We start from the raw sequence: 18,468 nt of genomic DNA on the forward strand, positions 1-18,468 counted from the left end.
TGGGTAGCGGCGGCGAGGCTCGATGCCTCGCCCGGCGCTTCGCCGCTGGGCGACAGAGTCTTTTGGGCGCGCAGACGCGCGCACCCACCCCCAACCCCTCCCTGCAAGCAGGGAGGGGAGTTTAAGATCGCTAATGCGCCGCTCCCATCTCGACCGTCCGTGACGGCCGCGGCGTGAGCCAGATGATCATCGCCGCGAAGGCGAATACCACCGCCGAGATCAGGAAGATGTGCGTGGTCGCCACCGCCAGGGCTTCCTTGTCGACGAGCTGGGCGATCACCATCCGGATCTGATCCACCGAGAAGCCCTGCGCGGCGAGCGCGTCGCTGGTGCCTTGCGTGTTCAGGCTCGATACGATCTCGCTGCGGGCAACCCGGCTGCTGTCGTCCCACATCGTCGCCGAGATCGAAGTGCCGATCGCGCCGGCCATGGTGCGCAAAAAGCTCATCACCCCCGCGGCAGCCGCGGTCTCCTCGGGCTCGACAGCGCCGAGCGCGAGCGTCGTCAGCGGAATGAAGAAGAACGGCATGCCGAAGCCCTGAAGCAATTGGGGGAAAGCGAGCGTCCAGAAGTCCGCGCCGCTGTTCCAGTGGACACGCAGCAGCGAGGTCAGGCCGAGCCAGAGGATGCCGAAGCAGACCAGCGCGCGCGGATCGACCTTCGTCGACAGCTTGGCGACGATCGGCGACATGATCACCGCAGCGACGCCGGTGAACGCAGTGGCATATCCCGCATAAGTTGCGGTGTAGCCCATGCTGGTCTGCAGCCATTGCGGGATGATCACTGCCGAGGCGAAGAAGGTGGCGAAGGCGAAGGACAGGGATGTCACCGCCACCGTGAATCCCCGATGCCGGAACACGCGCAGGTCGACGATCGGCTGGTCCTCGGTGAGCTCCCAGGCGAGGAACACGACCAGCCCCACCGCGGCGATCACTGCCAGCGCGACGATCGTCGGATCGCTGAACCAGTCATGCTCGCGGCCGAGATCGAGCATGATCTGCAGCGCGCCGATCCACAGCAGCATCAGCGCGAGCCCGACGCCGTCGATCCGCATCTTCTCGGTTTTGGTCTCGGATGAAGCGAGCAGCCGCATCGCGCCGAACGCACAGAGCGCGGCGACGGGGATGTTGATGAAGAAGATCCAGTGCCACGACCACGAATCGCTGATCGTGCCGCCGAGGATCGGGCCGAGGATCGGCGCGGTAACCGTGGTCATCGCCCATACGCCCATTGCCTGCGCGCGCTGCTCGGGCTTGAAGATGCGCATCAGCAAGGTCTGGCTGAGCGGCATCAGCGGGCCGCCGCACAGGCCCTGCCCGATCCGGCACGCGACGAGCATGCCGAGCGACGTCGACATGCCGCACAGCAGCGAGAACAGGCCGAACCCGATCATCCCGAAGGTGAAGGTGCGCACCGTGCCGAACCGGCCGGCCAACCAGCCGGTCAGCGGCACGCACACCGCCTCCGCCACGGCATAGGAAGTGATGATCCACGTCCCCTGGCTGGCCGAGATGCCGAGGCTGCCGGCGATGTGCGGCACCGAGACGTTGGCGATCGTGGTGTCGAGCACCACCATGAAGTTGGTGAGCGCGAGCACCGCGCCCGCGAGGATCAGCCGGAACCCGGTGAGGGGCGCCATTTCCTCGGCCTTGCCGTTCATCGGAGCTGTCCTCAGTTCTTCGAGACGTCGATCTCGGCGTCCATGGACAGCCCGACCCGCAGCGGGTGCGCCAGCAACTCCTTCGGATCGAGCGCGACGCGTACGGGGAGGCGCTGGACCACCTTGATCCAGTTGCCCGTGGCGTTCTGCGCGGGAATCAGCGCGAAGGAACCGCCGGTACCGCCCGAGAGCCCGACGACGCGCCCATGATATTCGACATCGCCGCCATACAGGTCGGAGGTGAGCGTCACCGGCTGGCCGACCTTGACGCGGTCGAGCTGGCCTTCCTTGAAATTGGCGTCGACATAAAGCTGGCCGACGGGGACGATCAGCATCAGCGCAGTGCCGGGCGCGACGCGCTGGCCGATCTGGACGTTGCGCCGGGTGACCACCCCGTCGATCGGCGCGCGGATCACGGTGCGCTCGAGATCGAGCTTCGCCTGCGCCACCTTGGCCTGCGCCGCCAGCACTTCGGGCGCGGTGTTGGCGGTCGTGCCGCTGATCAGTGCGTTGTTGGCGGCCAGTTCGCCGCTGGCTGCGCCCTTGGTCGAGCTCGCCTGCGCAATGCCGGCGCGCGCCAGTTCGAGTGCCGCCCTGGCCGAGGCGAAGGCGTTGGTCGCCGAGGAGAGTTCCTCGCCCGACACCGCGCCATTGGGGGCGAGGCGCTGGCGCCGGGCGAGGTCGACGCGTGCCCTCTCGTAATCCGCCTGCGCGGAGACGAGTTGGGCGCGGGCACGCGCGATATCGGCGTTGCGAGCATCGACCTGCGCGGCGAGCGCCGTGCTGGTGGCCGAGGTCTGGCCATATTGGCGCCGGGCCCTGGCGAGTTCGGCCTCGGCCTGCGCGAGCGCGATCCGCGCGTCGCTGCCGTCGAGCTGGACGAGGACGTCGCCCTTGCGCACCGCCTGCGTGTCGGCGACGCGAACGTTCAGCACCTGCGCGGCGATCATCGGCGTCACGCTGGCGGTGTCGGCGCCGACATAGGCATTGTCGGTGCCGATATGATGGCTGCCGACCAGGGCATACCAGCCGCCATAGCCGGCGCCGGCGAGCAAGACGGCGCCGGCTATCCCGCCGAGCAGCTTCTTGCGGAGCGTGTTGGGCTTGTTCTGCACCTCGTCGGTGCGCAACTGGAGGCCTGCGGGATCTGCGTCAGCCATGGGTCGAATCCTTGCGTGCGGCGGTGGCCGTGTTGTTGTTGGAAAAGCCTCCGCCGAGCGCGCGGACCAATTGAACGTCGAGCGTGAATGCTCGCGCCTCGAGGTCGACGACGATCTGGCGGTTCTGCAGCACCCTCTCTTCGGCGGTCAGAACATCGAGGAAGGTCGACAGGCCGCCTTCATAGCGTTGCCTGGCGATTCCATAGGCGGCTTCCGAATCGGCGAGCGCCTGCCGGCTCTCGGAGAGGCGGATGGCGAGCGCGCGCTGGCTGGTCACTGCGTCGGCGACTTCGCGGAACGCAGTGGCGACGGTGCCGTCGTAATTGGCGACGGCTTCGTCATAGCCGGCGCGGGCGCCCTTATATTGGCCGGCGAGCTGCCCGCCGCGGAAGATCGGCAGGCTGATCGCGGGGCCGGCCTGGCCGAAGGTCGAGCCGCGGTCGAACAGGTTCGACAGGCCGAGCGACTGGAAGCCGATCAAGGCACTGAGATTGACCGAGGGATAGAAGTCGGCGCGCGCCACCTTGATGCGGCTGGCGGCGGCCTCGACCCGGGCACGGGCGGCGGCGATGTCGGGGCGGCGGCCGATCAGGTCTGTGGTCACGCCGGCGGGAAGCGACCGCGCCTCGGCGGGCGAGACGGGCAGGGCTATGGTCAGGCCTCGATCGGGGCCCTTGCCCAGCAAAGCCGCGATGCGATTGCGGGTCAGCCCGATCGCTTCGTCGGTTGCGGCGAGCGTGGCGCGTGCGGCGGGGACCGCCGAATCGGCCTGCTTGCTTTCGGCGCGGGTATCGAGGCCGGCAGCGACGCGATCGGAGACGAGTTTCTGCGTCTCGGTGCGGAGGCGCAGCGCATTCTCCTGCACCCGGCGTTCGGCGGCGAGCTGTGCCAGATCGGCATAGGCGCTTGCAATGTTGGTCGAGAGCACGAGCCGCGATTGTTCGAGCTCGATCCGCGCGGCCTCGGCATCGGAGGTCGCCGCGGCAAGTGCCGCGCGGTTCTTGCCCCACAAATCGAGGTCGAAGCTCAGGCTGGCGGCGACGCGCCCGCTGTCGTTCCAGCCCTGCGGCACGAACGCGGCGGGGATGCCGTTGTTATAGCTCTGTTTGGCCTCGGTCGCGCTCGCGTCGACTCCGATCGAGGGGAGCCGGGCGGCGCCGGCCTGTTGGGCGTAAGCCTGCGCCGAACGCAGCCGCGCCGCGGCGGCGGCGAGATCAGGCGAGTCCTTGAGCCCTTCTTCGATCAGTGCAGTGAGCTGCGGATCGGCATAATCGGTCCACCAGTTGCGGGCGGGCCATGTCGCCGCCGCGGCGCCGAAGGTCTGGCTCGCGGCATAGCTGTCGCCGGCGCGAACCTCGGGGCGCGCGCCGAGCTGCGGCACCGGTGCGCAGGCGGAAAAGAGGAGCGGCGTGGCGAGCGTCGCGAGGGCAGGCCGGAAGCGGGAAGCGATCATGATTTAAATACCGTACTGTAGGGTACGGCGACGCAAATGGTCCGGGCCTTGCGCCTTGTCAATAGGAAATCGTACCCTATAGTACGGTTATGGAAACGCTAATCGAAAAGGCGCCCGGCAAGCGCGAGGCGCGCAAGGAAGAGCGGCGGCTGGCGATCCTCGACGTCGCCAAGCGTTCGTTTCTCGAAAGCGGCTATTCGGCGACATCGATGTCGGCGATCTCGGTCGAGCTGGGCGGCTCCAAGGGTACGCTCTGGAACTATTTCCCCTCGAAGGAAGAGCTGTTCGCGGCGGTGCTCGAACATGCCACGGCGTCCTACCGCCGGGAGCTTGGTGATCTTCTCGAACCGTCGGCCGATCTGTGGATGACGATCGTAACTTTCTGCCGCAGTTTCATCGCCAAGATCACCTCGCCCGACAGCGTGCGGCTGCATCGCCTGATCGCCGCCGAAGCGGCGCGCTTTCCGGAGGTCGGCGAGATTTTCTATCGCCGCGCGCCGGAACCCACCCAGCGGATGCTCGCCGATTTCTTCGCGGGCCAGATGGCGGTCGGGCACATGCGCGACGCGGATCCGCTGGTTGCGGCGCGTGCGCTCGCCTGCCTGTGCATGGGGTGGCTTCACCAGCGTGTGATCTGGGGAATTGCGGAGCCTACGCCTGAAACCGTCGAGGCGGAGGCCTATGGCGCGGCCGACATCTTCGCGCATGCCTTCGACATTGCTCGCCCCGGCGAAGCCTAGTTTCGCCGCCGCGGTCGCTGTGGGCCGAAATTGAGCCGCCGGGTGACGTTGTAGTCGAGCACCGCCATGACGAAATATGCCGCGAACTGCTTGACGCGTGTCCACATGCCGGTGCGCGCATTGTAAACTTCGGCGGTTACTTGTTCCGAATTGGCGATCTCGCCCTCGATGAATTTCCGGACATGTGCCGCAAAGCTAACATCCTCGATTCGCAGCATAAGTTCTAGATTGAGGAACATGCTGCGGATATCGAAATTGGCCGAGCCGATGTGCACGACATCGTCGATGACGAACAGCTTGGTGTGGAGTTTCAACGGCTGATATTCGTAGATCTCGACATCCTTGCGCAACAGTCCCGCATAGGTGAAATGCGCCGCCCACAGCGACGCGGTGTGATCCACCTTTGACGGCAGTACCAGCCGGACGCGCCCGCGCCTGCCCACTTTGTCGAGCCGGCGCAGCATGGCGGGATTGGGTGCGAAATAGGAAGTGATCAGGTCGATTGCCTGCGCCCGCTGCATGTCGCGCTTGACGACTCGCGCCCATGGCGAGAGCCGCCGCATCGGGCCACCCAGCAGCCAGCGGGTTGCGCCTTCGGGTTCGCTCCACGAATTGAGCATCCGTGCGAGCGAGCGCATCGACGCGCGCGGCCGCTTCGCCCAGCGCGACAGCGCGTCGAAATAGCCCACCAGTCGTGCGGCGGCAGGCCCTTCCACGATCAGCCCGAGGTCGCGCCAGGCATGCTGTTCAGGCGTGCCGAAATAGCTGTTCTCGATATTGAACCCGCCGATGATCACACGCGATTCGTCGGCCAGCGCGAGCTTCTGGTGATTGCGCAGCAGATAGCGGCGACCCCAGCGGGGCACGAAGCGGCACATGTCCACTCCTGCCCTCTGCAGCGGATCGAAGAAGTGGCGGGCGGCGGCGTGCTCGCTGCCCAGCCCGTCTACGATCAAATGGACCTTCACGCCGCGCTCCGCGGCCGCGATCAGCGCATCGCGGATCGCGGCGCCGGCCGCGTCGTCGACATAGATGTAATAGAGCACCCGTAGCGTCCGCGTCGCCGAACGGATCAACGCCAGCAACGCGTCCATGCGTTCGGGCCCCTTGGGCAGCATCGTCAGCCGGTTACCGTCGACTGTGAAGGGCTGCGACCAGGGATCCATGGCGAATGCATGGGCTGCACCGGCCGCGGCGGCAAGTGTGGCAGTCTCCGGCAATCGCACCGCCCGAATCCTCGTGACGCAACTGAAACCATTGAACCCATGGGCCGCATTCTGGTTTCAACCGCGCTGGCGACGGGGCGTTTTCCTTGACAATCAGCGGGTCGATGCCTAAGTGCCGCCCCTCTCCCGGACACCATTATCCAAGGAAAGCGTAGATGGCGCGCGTCACAGTCGAGGATTGCGTCGACAAGGTCTCGAACCGATTCGATCTGGTTCTGTTTGCGGCGCAGCGCGCCCGGCAGATCTCGGGCGGGGCCGAACTGACCATCGATCGCGATCGCGACAAGAATCCGGTCGTCGCGCTGCGCGAGATCGCCGAGGAAACCGTTCGCCCGACCCATCTCGAGGAAGCGGTGGTTTCCAGCCTTCAGCGCGTCCAGATCGACGACGAGGAAGCACCGGACGAAGTCGGTTCGCTGGCGCAGTCGGCCGAGGCGCTTCGCCTCACCGCGGCGGCGCCGCCCCGCAACCAGAATCTGGGCAGCGATTACGAAGGCTGATTTTTTCGTATCGCAGGAAATTCGCGGCCCCGGAGCGATCCGGGGCCGTTTTCTATTCGGGCGCCTCTTCCGCGCGGCCCTTGAAGCCCTGCGCGACCACGAACCATTCCACTGAGCCCTTGCGGCTAGCGGGCGGTTTGGCGTGCTTCACGGTGGCGAAATTGCGCTTCATCTCCGCGACCAGTGCCGAATCGGCGCCGCCGGCGAACACCTTGGCGACGAAATCGCCGCCTGGCGCCAGCGTGCGAAGCGCGAAGTCGAGCGCCGCCTCTACCAGCCCCAAGGTGCGTAGCGCGTCGGTCTGGGGATGGCCCACGGTGTTGGCGGCCATGTCCGAGAGGATCAGATCGGGCGCGCCGCCCAGTTCCGCGACCAGCCGATCGGGCGCGGCGTCGTCCATGAAGTCCATCTGCAGGATAGTCGCGCCGTCGATCGGATCGACGGGCAGCAGGTCGATTCCCACCACCGCGGCCTTGGGCAGTCGCTTGCGCACTAATTGCGTCCAGCCGCCCGGCGCGATGCCGAGGTCGACGACGCGCTTCGACCCCTTGAGAAAATCGAACTTCTCGTCGAGTTCGAGCAATTTGTAGACCGCGCGGCTGCGATAGCCCTCGGCCTTGGCGCGCTTCACATAAGGATCGTTGAGCTGGCGCTCGAGCCAGCGATTCGATTGCGGGGTGCGGCCCCGCGCCGTCTTCACGCGCGTATGGCCGCGCCCGCCGCCGCGGCTCATAACCGGTCTCCGTTCATCAGACGTCGCAGGATGCCTTCGCGGATGCCGCGATCGGCGATGCCTAGGCGTTCGGCCGGCCACAAGTCGAGGATCGTCTCGAGGATCGCGCATCCGGCGACCACCAGATCGGCGCGTTCGCCGCCGATGCACGGCACTTGCGAACGTTCCGCCATGCTCATCCCCGCGATTCGCCGGCTGACTTCGCGCATCGCCGCCGAAGGCATGATCAGCCCGTCCACCACCGACCGATCATAAGCTGGCAGCCCCAGATGGACGCTGGCCAGCGTCGTCACGGTGCCCGACGTGCCCAGCAACCGCGGCGTGCCCTTCGGCGTCCGCAGGCGCGCGACGAAGGGCGCGAAGCTCTCGGCCACTCGAGCGCGCATGTCCGCATACACTGCGGCACCATGTTCGGCGCCGTCGGCGATGCCCGTGGCCTCGGTCAGCGAGACCACGCCCCAGGGCGCGCTGTGCCAGTCGAGGATGCGCGGCACTTCCGCACGCGAATCGACGAGTACCAGCTCGGTCGAGCCGCCGCCGATGTCGAATACCAGAGCGGGTCCGTCGCCGGGTTCGAGCAGCGCGTGGCAGCCCAATACGGCCAGCCGGGCCTCTTCCTCCGCCGTGATTATGTCGAGCGCGATTCCCGTCTCGCGATAGACACGCTCGATGAATTCGGATCCGTTCGTGGCCTGACGGCATGCCTCGGTTGCCACCGATCGCGCCAGTGCGACGTTGCGGCGTTTGAGTTTGTCCGCGCAGATCCGCAGCGCCGCCAGCGTGCGGTCGATCGCGGCATCGGACAGCTTGCCGCTGGTCGCGAGGCCCTCGCCCAACCGGACGATTCGCGAAAAGGCGTCGATCACCGTAAAGCCCGCCCCCTGCGGCCGGGCGATCAGCAATCGGCAATTGTTGGTGCCCAGATCCAGCGCTGCGAAATGGCGCGATTCGGGCCAGCGTGCCCGGGCAGGCCGCTCGGGCGGTGCTTTGGGTATCGGTCGGGCGGAACTGCCGCTCCGGCCACGGGGCACTCTGGCTGGGCCATCCCCCATCGGGTTCACTCGCTTATGTTCTGTTCCGTCTCGGCCATGTTGACCGTCCGGTGCTTGGGAACGAGGCTAGCGCAGAGGGACGGACGGAGCAAGGCGCACTGCCGAAGTGGCGTTGACAGCATTCAAACCCCGCCCTATCTGGCCGGCCCTGTTGCCCCGTCGTCTAAAGGTAAGACTACGGACTCTGACTCCGTCAATTGAGGTTCGAATCCTCACGGGGCATCCAGACCGCTCAAATCCCGTTGAGCGATATCTTGAGAGAGACCAGTTCGCACGAAGGTGCCGGTCGATCGGGCGAGTGTGCACGCCCCCCACCGCCAATCCCATCGCTGCGACGAAGCTCGCTCACGCTGAATGCGGGCATTCACAATGGGCCGGGGGTGAAAGCTGGCGCACCCGACAGGATTCGAACCTGTGGCCTCTGCCTTCGGAGGGCAGCGCTCTATCCAGCTGAGCTACGGGTGCCTTGAAAGCCGCGCCTAGCAAAGCCGGAGGGAGCGCGCCAGCCGTTTCCTTTTCAGCGCTTTGTGAGCGTCACCGGCTGGAAACTGCCGAGCCCGCACCTGGCGCCGCGCGACGGGCCGGTATCGCGGAGCACGGTGATCGTGTCGTACGAACAGAGATCGCCCGAACTGGTCTTGTACAGAAAGCGCCTCTCTGAAGAGAGACCGGGGCAGCTGCCGCCGTCGAGGCTGTTGCGATAGACTTGCCCGCTCCGCATCACGAAATCGATCGTAGCGCCGTCGCGAACCTTGGTCCGGAGGATCTGGTTGAGCCGGACACAATTGACCGGCTTGCCGGCGAGCATCGCGACCGGACCGTCGCCGTGATGCTGGATCGCGGCGCCGGGGGCGGCGGTGAAAAGCAGGGCGGAGGCGGCGAGCAGGGCGCGCATGGACCTATCCTTCCTTCCGGGCGCCGCGGCCGGGCTTGCCCGCGGGTGGCGCGGGAGCCTTGGGCTTGAACGCGCAGAGGTCGGCGACGACGCATCGCCAGCATTCGGGCGTCCGCGCCTTGCAGGTATAGCGGCCGTGCAGGATCAACCAATGGTGCGCGTGGATCCGGAACGGCCCGGGCACACGCTTTTCGAGCTTGAGCTCGACTTCGAGCGGGGTCTTGCCGCGTGCCAGCCCGGTGCGGTTGCCGACGCGGAAGATGTGGGTATCGACTGCGAAGGTCTCCTGCCCGAACGCACTGTTGAGCACGACGTTGGCGGTCTTGCGGCCCACTCCCGGCAGTGCCTCCAGCGCCGCACGGTCGGCGGGCACTTCGCCAGCATGTTGCTCGATCAGCGCGCGGCTGAGCGCGAGGACGTTCTTCGCCTTGGTGTTGTAGAAGTTGATCGTCCGCAGATGCTGCTTGAGGGTGTCCTCGCCGAGCGCGAGCATCTTCTCCGGCGTGTCGGCCTCGGCGAACAACGCGCGCGTCGCCTTGTTGACCCCGACATCGGTCATCTGCGCGGAGAGCACGACCGCGACGAGCAAGGTGAAGGCGTTCGAATATTCGAGTTCGGTTTCGGGGTGCGGATTGTCCGCCGCCAGCCGCGCGAAGAACTCGACGATCTCCGCCTTGTTCAAATGCCGAGCACCTGATCCATCGTGTAGCGGCCGGGCTGCTGGCCCTTGAGCCAGAGCGCCGCCTGGACCGCGCCGCGTGCGAAGATCGCGCGATCGTCGGCGCGGTGGGTGAGCTCGATACGCTCGCCCGCTGTCGCGAAGATCACGCTGTGATCGCCGACCACCGATCCGCCGCGCAGCGACGCCATCCCGATCGTGCCCTCGGCGCGCGGACCGGTGAGCCCGGCACGATCGGTGACGCCAGCTTCAGCGAGCGTTGTGCCGAGGCCGTGTGCGGCGGCGTTGCCGAGCATCAGCGCGGTGCCCGAGGGGGCATCGGCCTTGTTGCGATGGTGCGTCTCGACGATCTCGATGTCCCAATCGGGCCCGAGCCGCGCCGCGGCCTCGCGCACCAGCCTGGCGAGCAGGCCGATGCCCATCGAAGTGTTGCCGGTCTGCAGCACGGGGATTTCGGCGGCGGCGGCATCGATCAGCGCGTGCTGGTGCGCGCTCAGGCCGGTGGTGCCGACCACGATCGGCGTCCAGGCGGCACGCGCGGCGCCGAGATGCGCCTCGAGCGCCGCCGGCGCGGAGAAATCGACCAGCACATCGGCCTTGCGCGCCAGATCGGCGGGATTATCGCCGACATCCGAACCGCCTGCCAATTGCGCGCCGAGGCTGGGAGCGATCGCGGCGATCGCCTGCCCCATCCGGCCCATGCTCCCGAAGATACCGATGCTCGTCATAAGGCACGCTGTGGCACAATCGGGGGGCAGCGCGACAGGGGCTATTTCTTGCCCTTGCCCAACGGAATCCGGAATCGCACCATCGCGGCGGGGCCGCCGCCACGCGGTAATGCGCGCTGATCGGTCTCGACCGAGCGCGCCGGGACCCAGCGGGTGGCGGCGCGCACCGGTTGCTCGACATAATGCGGGCCGATCTTGGGCAGCCGATAGCGATTCGGATCGTTGTCCCCGCACACCACGATCTCGTCGGGATCGGTGCTGCAGCCGGGTGATTCGCTTTTGGCGATATCGAGATCGCCGCCGCCCAGAACGAGGGGAGGGCCATCCTGCGCAGCCATGGCGAACAGCATCAGCGTTGCGAATCCGGCCAGGGCGTTCCTAGTGGTGTGAACACAGTCGAACATTGCGGCAGCGGCAAGGCTGGGCCTTGACCACCGGGCCTCAGCGCGAACAGGTTCGTGCGATGACGGGCATTCGCAACATCGTAATCCTGACCGGTGCCGGTGTCTCGGCGGAGAGCAGCGTCGCGACGTTTCGCGGTCCGGGTGGGCTGTGGGAAGGCCACCGCGTCGAGGATGTCTGCACGCCCCGGGCGCTCGCGCGCGATCCCGAGCTGGTCCACCGCTTCTACGATGAGCGGCGCGCGAAGCTCACCAGCGTCGAGCCCAATGCCGCGCACCGCGCGCTGGCGCGGCTCGACCGGGAATGGCCGGGCGAGTTGCTCCTGGTTACGCAGAATGTCGACGATCTGCACGAGCGCGCCGGATCGCGGCGGCTGGTGCACATGCACGGCGAGTTGAAGTCGGCGCTCTGCGCGGCGTGCGGCAACCGTACCGCGTGGGAGGATTCGCTGCCGCCCGAGACCGAATGCCCCGATTGCGGCACGCCCGCGCTGCGCCCCGACATCGTCTTCTTCGGCGAGATGCCCTACCAGATGGAGCGGATCGAACGTGCGCTCGCCGAGGCCGACCTGTTCGTGTCGATCGGCACGTCCGGTGCGGTCTATCCGGCGGCGGGGTTCGTCCAGACCGCGCGCTATCACGGCGCCGAGACGCTCGAGCTCAACCTCGATCCCTCCGAAGGCAGCGCGTGGTTCGGCGAAAGCCGCCTGGGTCCGGCGGGGGAACTGGTGCCGGCCTGGGTCGGCTCGCTCGGGATCTAGCCGGTCACTTCAGCAGCACCAGCTCCTCGGCCATGCTCGGATGCAATGCGACGGTATCGTCGAACGCCTCCTTGGTGAGCCCGGCCTTCACTGCCACCGCGGCCGCCTGGAGGATTTCGGGCGCATCGGGGCCGATCATGTGGATGCCGACCACCCGGCCGGTCATTCCGTCGCACACCATCTTGTAGAGCGCGCGCTCGTTGCGGTTGGCGAGGACGTTCTTCATCGCCCGGAAGTCCGACGTGTAGACCTTGACCGAGCCGAGCTTGTTGCGCGCCTCGCCCTCGGTCATCCCTACTGCGGCGATCGGCGGATGGCTGAACACCGCGCTGGGGACGCTGGTATAATCGACCGTCTTCGGCTTGCCGCCGAATACCGTATCGGCGAACGCCTGCCCTTCGCGGATCGCGATGGGGGTGAGCTGGATGCGGTTGGTCACGTCGCCCACGGCATAGATGCTGTCGACGTTCGAGCGGTTCTGCGCGTCGACCTTGACCGCGCCCTTGGCGTCGATCTCCACGCCGAGTTCCTCGAGCCCCAGCCCGGTGGAATTCGGCACGCGCCCGGTGGCGAACAGGACGACATCGACCTCGATCGGCTCCTGCCCGGCGAGGAACACCTTGAGGCAGCCATTGTCGAGCTTCTCGATCTTCTCGAACTCGGCGTGGAAGCGGAAGTCGATGCCCTTGGTCAGCGAGATTTGGAGCAGCCGGTCGCGGACCGAATGATCATAGCCGCGGAGAATGACATCGGTACGGTTGACCACGGTCACGTGGCTGCCGAACTCGTTGAAGATCCCCGCGAACTCGTTGGCGATATAGCCGCCGCCCGCGATCAGGATGCGCCGGGGCAGGGTTTCGAGGTGGAATGCCTCGTTCGAAGTGATGCCGTGCTCGCTGCCCGGGAATTCGGGGACGTGCGGGTGCGCGCCGGTGGCGATCAATATGTACTTCGCAGTGACCTTCTTGCCGCTCGCCAGCGTCACTTCGTGCGGGCCGGTGACGGTCGCGCGTTCGAGGATGATCTCGGCGCCGGCATTCTCCAGCCCCTGGGTGTAGAGCCCGTTCAGCCGATCGACATCGGCGAGGACATTGTCGCGCAAGGTCGCCCAGTCGAAATCGCATTCGGGCACCTGCCAGCCGAAGCGCTTGGCGTCCTTCAGATCCTCGGCGAAATGCGCGCCGTAGACGAGCAGCTTCTTGGGCACGCAGCCGCGGATCACGCAGGTGCCGCCGACGCGATATTCCTCGGCGAGCGCGACCTTGGCGCCGTATGCCGAAGAAACGCGCGATGCGCGGACCCCGCCGGACCCCGCGCCGATCACGAAGAGATCATAATCATAGTCGGCCATGCAATCTTCCCCGCTTCGTCGCGCTGGAGCCGCAGATAGGCGTGCGGAAGCCCGATGCCAACGGACCGGTTTCGCCCCCCATGGGTTGATTGCGCGAACAAGGAGAGGCCCCATGCACATTATTCTTGGCGGCACCGGCCATGTCGGCTCGGCGGTCGCGGACGCGCTGCTCGCAGCGGACGAGCCCGTCACGATCGTCAGCCATGATCCGGCCAAGGCGGAAGCGTGGAAAGCGAAGGGCGCGAGGATCGCGATCGCCGACGTGCACGACGTGGATCTGCTGCGCTTCGTGTTCCGCAGCGGCCGGCGCGCGTTCCTGCTCAATCCACCCGCGGCTCCCCGTATCGATACCGATGCCGAGGAAAAGGCAACAGTCGCTGCGATCCTGGCCGCGGTCGAGGGCTCGGGACTGGAGAAGGTGGTCGCCGAATCGACTTATGGCGCGCAGCCGGGCGAGCGGTGCGGCGACCTCAACACCTTATGGGCGCTGGAGCGCGGCCTCGCGGGCCAATCGATTCCCTATGCGATAAATCGTGGCGCTTATTATTTCAGCAACTGGGCGGCAAATCTGGATGAGGCGCGCGACGAAGGCGTGCTGCGGACGATGTTCGACCAGGATTTCGAACTGCCGATGGTCGCGCCCGAGGATCTTGGCGCGCATGCCGCCGTGCTGATGAACGACGACCGCACCGGCATTTTCTTCGTCGAGGGACCGCGCCTCTATACGCCGCGGGATGTCGCCAATGCCTTCGCGGCGGCGCTCGACCGCACGGTACGAGTCGAGACGATTCCGCGCGGCCAGTGGACGCCCGCGTTCAAGGCGATCGGCTTCTCGAGCCCGGCCGCCGAAAGCTATGCGCGAATGACCGCGGCGACCGTCGACGGTCCTGCGATCCCCGACGATCCGGTTCGCGGGGCCGTGCGCCTCGAAGACTATATCGCCATGCTGGTCGAGCAGGCGGCAGTGTCCGCCTGACGACCGCCGTCAGGGGAAGGCGCGCGCGATCAGGTCGTTGGTCGAGGGATCGAAGTCGCCGCCGCCGGCACCCGCCGCCTTGGCCATTTCCTTGCCAAGCTCGACGCCGAACTGGTCGAACGGATTGATGCCGAGCAGCACTGCGTTCACGAAGGTCCGCTGTTCGTAAAACGCCAGCAGCGCGCCGAGGGTGCGCGGATCGAGCGTTTCGAGCAGCAGGGTCGAGCTTGGCCGATCGCCCGGATAGGCGCGCGCCAGCTCGTCATGCGCCTTGCCCGCCATCAGCGCGGCGCCTTGGGCGAACATGTTGAGCAGCAGCTGGTTGTGATGCGCATCGGACTGGCTGTCGCCGGGCTCGATCACGCCGACGAACTCGACCGGCACCAGCCGCGTGCCCTGGTGGAGCAACTGGAACACCGCGTGCTGCGCGTCGGTACCGACCCCGCCCCAGGTGATCGGCGCGGTCGGCCATTCGACCGGCTGGCCATCGGCGGTCACGCGCTTGCCGTTCGATTCCATCTCGAGCTGCTGGAGATAGCTCGGCAACAGCCGCAGCCTTTCGTCATAGGCGAACACGCCACGCGTCTCGCAGCCGCGCGCCTGGGTGTAGTAAAGGTCGGCGAAGGCGGCGAGGGCGGGGGCATTCTTCTCCAGCGGTGTCAGGCGGAAATGCCGGTCCATTTCGGCCGCCCCTTCGAGCATCTCCTCGAACGCCTCCCAGCCGAGCGCGAGCGCCGCGGGGAAGCCAATCGACGACCAGAGCGAATAGCGTCCCCCCACGCTCTCGGCGAAGGGCAGTACGCGGGTCTCGTCGACGCCCCATTCGATCGCCTTTTCGGGCGCGGCAGTGAGCGCGATCACGCGGCCATAGGGATCCTCGACGCCGTTCCCCTCCAGCCAGCCGAGCGCGCTGTCGGCGTTGAGCATCGTCTCGGTGGTGGTGAAGGTCTTGGAGGCGACCGCGATCAGCGTCGCTTGCGGATCGAAGCGGTCGAATGCCTCTTCGAGTGCCAGCCCGTCGACGTTCGACACCACCGCGACATCGTAGCGATCGGCGTCGCGGCCCAGCGCGTCGACCAGCAGATCGGGGCCCAAAGCCGATCCGCCGATGCCGATATGGAGGATGTGCCGGATCGGGCCGAGCGCCTCGGCCTCGATCGCGTCGATCAGCGCGCGCATCCGGCTATGGAAGCCGCGTGCCCGCGCTACGCTCTCGGGCGCGCCCTCGCCGCGTTCGGCGCTGTGCTCGGCGGCGCGGCCCTCGGTGACGTTGATTGCATGGCCGCCGAACAGCGCGTCGCGACTGGTGGCGAGGCCCATCGATTCGGCGAGCGCCGCGAACGCCTGCACCGCTTCGGTCGTCAAATGCGTCTTCGACCAGTCGAAATGAATGCCCGCGACATCGGCGGACAGCGCCGCGACGCGACCCGGATCGGCATCGAAAAGTTGCTGGAGCGGGGCGGATTTCAGGGCGCGGATCGTCGACCAGTCGGGCAATGCCATGTTCATCTCCTTGGATGCAGGCTGCCCCTAACGTCCCGTACCGGTCGCTTCCAGCCGGATTCAGCCGCTTGACCTCCCCGCTTAGCCCAAGCAGAGCACGTCATATGGATAATGTGCCCTCTACCGAGCCCGAAAAGCCGGCAGCCGACGCCCCGAAGCCTTATTCGGTGGGAACCGCGAGCGAAAAGCCCAAGTCCGAATGGCGCGATCTTGGCACGTTCCTGCTCAAGCTCGCGCTGATCGTGTTCGTCGTGCGCAGCTTCATCTTCTCGCCTTTTTCGATTCCTTCCGAATCGATGCTGCCGCGGCTGCTGATCGGCGACTATCTGTTCATCACCAAATGGAATTACGGCTATTCGAAGCATTCGCTGCCGTGGAGCCTGCCGCTGATCCCGGGCCGCGTCTTCGGCGGCACTCCCACGCGGGGCGATGTGGTGGTGTTCAAGGCGCCGCCGGGCAACGACACCGACTGGATCAAGCGCGTCATCGGGCTCCCGGGCGATACCGTGCAGATGGTGGGCGGCCAGCTGATCCTCAACGGCAAGCCGGTGCCCAAGGATGAGATTGCCAAGTTCGTGCTGCCGATCACGCCCAATTTCCAGCGCTGCCAGCCGCAATTCCAGAATATCGACGCGCAAGGCAATCAGGTGTGCAGCATCCCGCGCTATCGCGAGACCTTGCCCAACGGCAAGACCTATGAAGTGCTCGATCAGGGCACCTACCCGAAGGACAATACCGGCATCTACACCGTGCCCGCGGGCCATGTCTTCCTGATGGGCGACAACCGCGACAATTCGACCGACAGCCGATTCAGCCACGCCGATGGGGGCATCGAGTTCGTGCCGCTGGAGAATCTCGAGGGCAAGGCAGTGGTGAATTTCTGGTCGACCGACGGCAGCGCCAACTGGTTCCTGCCCTGGACCTGGTTCACCGCGGCACGCTGGAGCCGCATCGGAGAGGGCTTCTGACCGCCCCCGCTTTGGGGGGATGGATCGCCGAGACCTTCGGCCGCAAGCCTACCGACCTGGCCGCCTATCAGCGCGCGCTGACGCATGGCAGCCAGGCCGCGGCCAATTACGAGCGGATGGAATTCCTCGGCGATCGCGTGCTCGGGCTGGTCATCGCCGAATGGCTGTTCGAGCGCTTCCCCGAGGAGCCCGAAGGTGCCTTGTCGCGTCGGCTCAATGCACTGGTGACGGGACCGGTCTGTGCCGATGTCGCGCGCGAAGTGGGCGTGGCCCCGTATCTCCGCCTCGGCAAACAGGCGCGCGAGGACGGCGCGGCCGATAGCGACAATGTGCTGGGCGACGTGATGGAGGCGTTGATCGGCGCGCTCTATCTAGAATTCGGTATCGAGCCCGCGCGTGCCTTCATCCGGAAAACCTGGGCGAAACGTATCGACTTGCAGGTGCAGGCACCGAGGCACCCCAAGTCCGCGCTTCAGGAATGGGCGGCCGCGAACAACCGCCGTCCGCCCGAATATGAGATCGTCGATCGCTCGGGCCCCAACCATTCGCCGCGCTTCAAGGTGAAGGTGAGCATCGGCAAGCTCGCCGACGCGATCGGCGAGGGGACGTCCAAGCAGGAGGCGGAGACGGCGGCGGCGGCGGCTTTGCTGGAGAAGCTTGGCTCCAAATAGAGTGCCTTTCGACAAGCTCAGGGCGAACGGTCGGTGAGGCTGGCCCCTCTAGTCCGTTCGCGCTGAGCTTGTCGAAGCGCGGTAGTTGGGTCTAGCCGCATTACGATGACCGATTCCCCCACTCAACGTTGCGGCGTGATCGCCGTGGTCGGCGCGCCCAATGCGGGCAAATCGACGCTCGTCAACGCGCTCGTCGGCCAGAAGGTCGCGATCGTCAGCCCCAAGGCGCAGACCACGCGCGCGCGGCTGATGGGAATCGCCATCGAGGGGGATGCCCAGCTCATCCTCGTCGATACGCCGGGCATCTTCACGCCCGAGCGCCGGCTGGATCGCGCGATGGTCGCAGCGGCGTGGGAAGGCACCGACGGCGCCGACCTGATCGCGTTGGTGGTCGACGGCAAGGGCGGGACGGGCCCCAAGGTCCAGCAAGTGATCGAGAGCCTCGCGGGCCGCTCCGAGCGGAAAATCCTGATCCTCAACAAGGTCGATGTGGCCGACAAGCCGCGCCTGCTCGGCCACGCCGCGAAGCTCAACGAGATGCTGCCGTTCGACGAGACATATTTCGTCAGCGCGCAGACCGGCGACGGCGTCCCCGAATTGAAGGCCGCGCTTGCCGCGGCGATGCCCGAGAGCGCGTGGCATTTCCCCGAGGACCAGGTTTCCGACGCGACCGAGCGAATGATCGCCGCCGAAGTCACCCGCGAGCAGCTCTATCTCCAACTCCACGCCGAGCTGCCTTATGCGAGCGCCGTCGAGACCGAGAAATATTCGGAACGGCCGGACGGTTCGGTCGAGATCCACCAGCAGATCCTCGTCGCACGCGAGACCCAGCGCGCGATCGTGCTCGGCAAGGGCGGCACGCGGATCAAGGAGATCGGCGCCCGCGCCCGCGCCGAGCTCTCGCGGATCATGGGCGTGCCGGTGCACCTGTACCTGCACGTCAAGGTCAACCCGAAATGGGAGGAAGACCGCTCGCTCTATCGTGAGATCGGGCTCGACTGGGTGGAATAA

At 66.5% G+C, this 18,468-nt stretch carries 19 protein-coding genes and 2 tRNA genes; 8 read left to right on the forward strand and 13 right to left on the reverse strand.

Going from position 1 to position 18,468, the window contains the following annotated elements; all coding sequences use genetic code 11:
* Positions 1 to 130 precede the first annotated feature (130 nt).
* From BR78_RS0116090 to BR78_RS0116100, 3 genes are read right to left on the reverse strand one after another with little or no spacing between them, the layout of a single operon-like run.
* Positions 131 to 1,660, reverse strand: a complete 1,530-nt coding sequence (locus BR78_RS0116090) for a DHA2 family efflux MFS transporter permease subunit (protein ID WP_029728706.1) — start codon at positions 1,658 to 1,660, stop codon at positions 131 to 133.
* 11 nt (positions 1,661 to 1,671) lie between these two features.
* Positions 1,672 to 2,820, reverse strand: coding sequence for an HlyD family secretion protein (locus BR78_RS0116095; protein ID WP_029728705.1), 1,149 nt, complete (start codon positions 2,818 to 2,820; stop codon positions 1,672 to 1,674).
* On the reverse strand, positions 2,813 to 4,273 hold the full coding sequence (locus BR78_RS0116100; RefSeq protein WP_029937054.1) for an efflux transporter outer membrane subunit: 1,461 nt from the start codon (positions 4,271 to 4,273) through the stop codon (positions 2,813 to 2,815). Before BR78_RS0116100 ends, BR78_RS0116095 begins: the two co-directional genes overlap by 8 nt.
* A gap of 89 nt (positions 4,274 to 4,362) precedes the next feature.
* Here BR78_RS0116100 and BR78_RS0116105 point away from each other — a divergent pair, with 89 nt between their 5' ends.
* Positions 4,363 to 5,013: a TetR/AcrR family transcriptional regulator gene (locus BR78_RS0116105; RefSeq protein ID WP_029937055.1), complete on the forward strand. Its 651-nt coding sequence runs from the start codon at positions 4,363 to 4,365 to the stop codon at positions 5,011 to 5,013.
* Here BR78_RS0116105 and BR78_RS0116110 read toward each other — a convergent pair.
* Positions 5,010 to 6,179, reverse strand: coding sequence for a phospholipase D-like domain-containing protein (locus tag BR78_RS0116110; RefSeq protein ID WP_029937056.1), 1,170 nt, complete (start codon positions 6,177 to 6,179; stop codon positions 5,010 to 5,012). The two genes, BR78_RS0116105 and BR78_RS0116110, sit on opposite strands and share 4 nt — an antisense overlap.
* Positions 6,180 to 6,394: 215 nt before the next feature.
* Here BR78_RS0116110 and rpoZ point away from each other — a divergent pair, with 215 nt between their 5' ends.
* Positions 6,395 to 6,739 (forward strand): DNA-directed RNA polymerase subunit omega, encoded by a 345-nt coding sequence (gene rpoZ / locus BR78_RS0116115; RefSeq protein WP_029937057.1) that lies wholly within the window; start codon positions 6,395 to 6,397, stop codon positions 6,737 to 6,739.
* A 52-nt stretch (positions 6,740 to 6,791) separates the two neighbouring features.
* Here rpoZ and BR78_RS0116120 read toward each other — a convergent pair whose 3' ends face one another.
* Positions 6,792 to 7,472, reverse strand: a complete 681-nt coding sequence (locus BR78_RS0116120; protein ID WP_029937058.1) for an RlmE family RNA methyltransferase — start codon at positions 7,470 to 7,472, stop codon at positions 6,792 to 6,794.
* Positions 7,469 to 8,524 carry a Ppx/GppA phosphatase family protein gene (locus BR78_RS0116125; protein ID WP_081855827.1) on the reverse strand — a complete coding sequence of 352 codons (1,056 nt, stop codon included), beginning with the start codon at positions 8,522 to 8,524 and terminating at the stop codon, positions 7,469 to 7,471. Before BR78_RS0116125 ends, BR78_RS0116120 begins: the two co-directional genes overlap by 4 nt.
* A gap of 152 nt (positions 8,525 to 8,676) precedes the next feature.
* On the opposite strand from BR78_RS0116125, the gene BR78_RS0116130 reads away from it, so the two are divergent.
* Positions 8,677 to 8,750: transfer RNA gene (locus tag BR78_RS0116130), tRNA-Gln, on the forward strand.
* 162 nt (positions 8,751 to 8,912) lie between these two features.
* On the opposite strand, the gene BR78_RS0116135 is transcribed toward BR78_RS0116130, so the two are convergent.
* From BR78_RS0116135 to BR78_RS0116155, 5 genes are all read right to left on the reverse strand, one after another.
* Positions 8,913 to 8,989 (reverse strand) — tRNA-Arg (locus tag BR78_RS0116135).
* Between the two features lie 52 nt (positions 8,990 to 9,041).
* Positions 9,042 to 9,419, reverse strand: coding sequence for a hypothetical protein (locus BR78_RS0116140; RefSeq protein ID WP_029937060.1), 378 nt, complete (start codon positions 9,417 to 9,419; stop codon positions 9,042 to 9,044).
* Positions 9,420 to 9,423: 4 nt separating this feature from the next.
* Complete coding sequence (gene nth, locus BR78_RS0116145) at positions 9,424 to 10,101, reverse strand: endonuclease III (RefSeq protein ID WP_029937061.1); 678 nt, start codon at positions 10,099 to 10,101, stop codon at positions 9,424 to 9,426.
* Positions 10,098 to 10,826: a 4-hydroxy-tetrahydrodipicolinate reductase gene (gene dapB / locus BR78_RS0116150; protein ID WP_029937062.1), complete on the reverse strand. Its 729-nt coding sequence runs from the start codon at positions 10,824 to 10,826 to the stop codon at positions 10,098 to 10,100. The genes nth and dapB overlap by 4 nt, the downstream gene beginning before the upstream one ends.
* Positions 10,827 to 10,867: 41 nt before the next feature.
* Complete coding sequence (locus BR78_RS0116155) at positions 10,868 to 11,230, reverse strand: hypothetical protein (RefSeq protein WP_156022347.1); 363 nt, start codon at positions 11,228 to 11,230, stop codon at positions 10,868 to 10,870.
* Between the two features lie 59 nt (positions 11,231 to 11,289).
* Here BR78_RS0116155 and BR78_RS0116160 point away from each other — a divergent pair, with 59 nt between their 5' ends.
* A complete protein-coding gene (locus BR78_RS0116160) occupies positions 11,290 to 11,988 on the forward strand; it encodes an NAD-dependent deacylase (protein WP_029937064.1) in 699 nt (232 codons plus the stop codon).
* Between the two features lie 4 nt (positions 11,989 to 11,992).
* Here BR78_RS0116160 and gorA read toward each other — a convergent pair whose 3' ends face one another.
* The gene (gene gorA / locus BR78_RS0116165) at positions 11,993 to 13,339 is read right to left on the reverse strand and encodes a glutathione-disulfide reductase (RefSeq protein WP_029937065.1); all 1,347 of its coding nucleotides are present in this window, start codon (positions 13,337 to 13,339) and stop codon (positions 11,993 to 11,995) included.
* Positions 13,340 to 13,451: 112 nt separating this feature from the next.
* Here gorA and BR78_RS0116170 point away from each other — a divergent pair, with 112 nt between their 5' ends.
* Positions 13,452 to 14,315, forward strand: coding sequence for an NmrA family NAD(P)-binding protein (locus tag BR78_RS0116170; protein ID WP_029937066.1), 864 nt, complete (start codon positions 13,452 to 13,454; stop codon positions 14,313 to 14,315).
* A 9-nt stretch (positions 14,316 to 14,324) separates the two neighbouring features.
* On the opposite strand, the gene pgi is transcribed toward BR78_RS0116170, so the two are convergent.
* Positions 14,325 to 15,818 carry a glucose-6-phosphate isomerase gene (gene pgi / locus BR78_RS0116175; RefSeq protein ID WP_037566992.1) on the reverse strand — a complete coding sequence of 498 codons (1,494 nt, stop codon included), beginning with the start codon at positions 15,816 to 15,818 and terminating at the stop codon, positions 14,325 to 14,327.
* 104 nt (positions 15,819 to 15,922) lie between these two features.
* Here pgi and lepB point away from each other — a divergent pair, with 104 nt between their 5' ends.
* The 3 genes from lepB to era all read left to right on the forward strand — a co-directional run bounded on the left by lepB (position 15,923) and on the right by era (position 18,468).
* Positions 15,923 to 16,786 (forward strand): signal peptidase I, encoded by an 864-nt coding sequence (gene lepB, locus BR78_RS0116180; RefSeq protein ID WP_029937068.1) that lies wholly within the window; start codon positions 15,923 to 15,925, stop codon positions 16,784 to 16,786.
* Positions 16,787 to 16,797: 11 nt separating this feature from the next.
* Positions 16,798 to 17,457 (forward strand): ribonuclease III, encoded by a 660-nt coding sequence (gene rnc, locus BR78_RS0116185; RefSeq protein WP_081855828.1) that lies wholly within the window; start codon positions 16,798 to 16,800, stop codon positions 17,455 to 17,457.
* Between the two features lie 105 nt (positions 17,458 to 17,562).
* On the forward strand, positions 17,563 to 18,468 hold the full coding sequence (gene era, locus BR78_RS0116190) for a GTPase Era (RefSeq protein ID WP_029937070.1): 906 nt from the start codon (positions 17,563 to 17,565) through the stop codon (positions 18,466 to 18,468).

Source organism: Sphingomonas sp. UNC305MFCol5.2 (assembly GCF_000712135.1).
Classification (GTDB): domain Bacteria; phylum Pseudomonadota; class Alphaproteobacteria; order Sphingomonadales; family Sphingomonadaceae; genus Sphingomonas.

Excerpts from the sequence above, each read along its gene's own strand:
- BR78_RS0116110 (WP_029937056.1), bottom strand. The coding sequence starts at position 6,179 with ATGGATCCCTGGTCGCAGCCCTTCACAGTCGACGGTAACCGGCTGACG.
- BR78_RS0116105 (WP_029937055.1), top strand. The coding sequence starts at position 4,363 with ATGGAAACGCTAATCGAAAAGGCGCCCGGCAAGCGCGAGGCGCGCAAG.
- era (WP_029937070.1), top strand. The coding sequence starts at position 17,563 with ATGACCGATTCCCCCACTCAACGTTGCGGCGTGATCGCCGTGGTCGGC.
- BR78_RS0116140 (WP_029937060.1), bottom strand. The coding sequence starts at position 9,419 with ATGCGCGCCCTGCTCGCCGCCTCCGCCCTGCTTTTCACCGCCGCCCCC.
- BR78_RS0116120 (WP_029937058.1), bottom strand. The coding sequence starts at position 7,472 with ATGAGCCGCGGCGGCGGGCGCGGCCATACGCGCGTGAAGACGGCGCGG.
- pgi (WP_037566992.1), bottom strand. The coding sequence starts at position 15,818 with ATGGCATTGCCCGACTGGTCGACGATCCGCGCCCTGAAATCCGCCCCG.
- rpoZ (WP_029937057.1), top strand. The coding sequence starts at position 6,395 with ATGGCGCGCGTCACAGTCGAGGATTGCGTCGACAAGGTCTCGAACCGA.
- BR78_RS0116095 (WP_029728705.1), bottom strand. The coding sequence starts at position 2,820 with ATGGCTGACGCAGATCCCGCAGGCCTCCAGTTGCGCACCGACGAGGTG.
- BR78_RS0116090 (WP_029728706.1), bottom strand. The coding sequence starts at position 1,660 with ATGAACGGCAAGGCCGAGGAAATGGCGCCCCTCACCGGGTTCCGGCTG.
- BR78_RS0116100 (WP_029937054.1), bottom strand. The coding sequence starts at position 4,273 with ATGATCGCTTCCCGCTTCCGGCCTGCCCTCGCGACGCTCGCCACGCCG.
- BR78_RS0116155 (WP_156022347.1), bottom strand. The coding sequence starts at position 11,230 with ATGTTCGACTGTGTTCACACCACTAGGAACGCCCTGGCCGGATTCGCA.
- gorA (WP_029937065.1), bottom strand. The coding sequence starts at position 13,339 with ATGGCCGACTATGATTATGATCTCTTCGTGATCGGCGCGGGGTCCGGC.
- dapB (WP_029937062.1), bottom strand. The coding sequence starts at position 10,826 with ATGACGAGCATCGGTATCTTCGGGAGCATGGGCCGGATGGGGCAGGCG.
- BR78_RS0116160 (WP_029937064.1), top strand. The coding sequence starts at position 11,290 with ATGACGGGCATTCGCAACATCGTAATCCTGACCGGTGCCGGTGTCTCG.
- lepB (WP_029937068.1), top strand. The coding sequence starts at position 15,923 with ATGGATAATGTGCCCTCTACCGAGCCCGAAAAGCCGGCAGCCGACGCC.
- BR78_RS0116170 (WP_029937066.1), top strand. The coding sequence starts at position 13,452 with ATGCACATTATTCTTGGCGGCACCGGCCATGTCGGCTCGGCGGTCGCG.
- BR78_RS0116125 (WP_081855827.1), bottom strand. The coding sequence starts at position 8,524 with ATGGGGGATGGCCCAGCCAGAGTGCCCCGTGGCCGGAGCGGCAGTTCC.